The following is a 1,789-nucleotide window of genomic DNA, read 5'->3' as shown; positions in this document are numbered from 1 at the left end:
CTCCTTCAATAATCTTAAAGAATCTCTTTAATTCTCAGTTTTACATAGCATTTCACATATTTAAGACTCGTCTTTATGGGATATGAAGAATTGGGGAACCGAAAAAGATAAAAAAGGGGATAACCTCTACAGCCTGAGTACTATCAGGTTAAAAAAGCAGATTATTGCGGCCTATTTGGAATCCACATAACCTGCGGTGGCTACCCTCCTATGTCTCACGGGGTCTTAGCATAATGCCAGCCCTAAATTCCCTCGTTCTGCCTATCCGCATGGTGGATGTTTGGTTTGCTCCTCGACGGGGTCTATGCCCTAATGGAAAAATTAGCAACTATCCCGGCTCGTCTTGTCAATGTGCTATTCTCGTTACAGTAGAATCTTCTCGTTTTAGACTGCTAGTAGTTCTGCTTTTTTCATATCGCAAAGCAGCTTTTCGGCTTCATACCCAATTCCCTTCGTTAGTACAGCATAGATAACTCGGATCAGTTTACAGCACAGCAATATTAGCGATTGTATCTTCTTCAACGGGTTATTTTTACGAGTTGTATAGTAACCATGTATAGTTCGAAATTCAGCATTTTTAGCTACTAATGGCAGCATGGCTCGAAACAGTATGGCGCGCAGTCGCTTTCGCCCTCTTTTGCTAATGGTCATCTTACCTCTGTGCTTGCCCGAGCTGTTTTCCTTGAGGTTTAGCCCTGCAAACTTTTGTATCTGCTTCGGATGGGAGAATCGGCTGATATCGCCAACTTCAGCAAGAAAACCTGCTATGGTTACCAAGCCTAGACCTTTGATCTTTAGTAACTTATCAACGCTTGGTATTTGCTCAACCAGCTTTTCTACCAATTCCATGACCGTTTCATATTGCTTGCTCTTTCTGGCATAATCCTCAAGGAGAATACTAAGTTCCATAGTTGCAGCCATGTGTCCATCGCTTATTCCTGTGCTGCTTTGCGCCGCTTCTACAAGGTTTTGGGCACGTTTTTTGCCGACTGCACGAATCTTATCTTGCTTCCATCGTGCCACTATTCCTTCGACACCTTTTTCAATGATCTGCGCCGGTGTTGGGATCTCATGCAATATGACTTGCGCTGCCACGCCTTCCCAGTCAGCGAATACTCGTAAAAACTCTGGAAAGTAGATTCTCAGCCATCGGTTAATTTGATTTTTGATTCCGTTGAGGCTCTTCACTATCTGCCAGCGCGTATTCATCGCTGTTCGCAGCTCAGCATATACCCCTTCGGGGATATACGGTTCCATGTATCGGCCATCCTTGACTAACAATGCTATCGTTTTGGGGTCTTTCCGGTCATTCTTGGTTGGATTATTGTCGTCCAGTTCCTTACTCCGTTTCACTGCAAACGGGTTCACCAGCACAATCTTCATGCGATGACCCTTACTATATTGAGCAAGGTTAAACCAATAGTGCCCAGTAGGTTCCAGTCCAACGATGACTCCCTCTTTACCAGCCTTTAATCGGATTGCTTCAGCCCATTTCGTAAAGGCTTTAAATCCTTCTAAGTCATTGGTAAAGTGGAATACCTTGGCTTGTTCAAGTCCGCGATTATCGAACGCACGGGCGTAATGTATTTCACTGGCCACATCTATTCCGACAATCAGTACTGCTTCTGATACTTGCAAAATTCTTTGATTTTGGTTACACTTCATCTTAGGTACCTCCACTGTTAGTTTTGATTATTTCGGGGTAAGCTCTGCAGAAGCCTTACACCCTGTATTCTAACAGGAGGTACTTTTTTGTTCAAAACTCTTTTTTGTTCGTTACAGGAATGCT

1 protein-coding gene is annotated in these 1,789 nt (G+C 43.5%); it reads right to left on the bottom strand.

Translation table 11 applies throughout. From position 1 onward, the window contains the following. Window positions 1-384: 384 nt before the first annotated feature. Window positions 385-1,665, bottom strand: a complete 1,281-nt coding sequence (locus GT1_RS21805; protein WP_075758159.1) for an IS110 family transposase — start codon at window positions 1,663-1,665, stop codon at window positions 385-387. Between the last annotated feature and the right edge of the window lie 124 nt (window positions 1,666-1,789).

It is taken from the genome of Sporomusa sp. GT1 (assembly GCF_014634905.1).
GTDB lineage: Bacteria > Bacillota > Negativicutes > Sporomusales > Sporomusaceae > Sporomusa > Sporomusa sphaeroides.
The sequence above is the reverse complement of the archived record's forward strand: the minus strand, read 5'-3'. Positions and strand labels throughout refer to the sequence as shown.

Bases quoted from the DNA above. Each gene is read 5' to 3' on its own strand.
- GT1_RS21805 (WP_075758159.1), bottom strand. From the start codon at position 1,665: ATGAAGTGTAACCAAAATCAAAGAATTTTGCAAGTATCAGAAGCAGTA.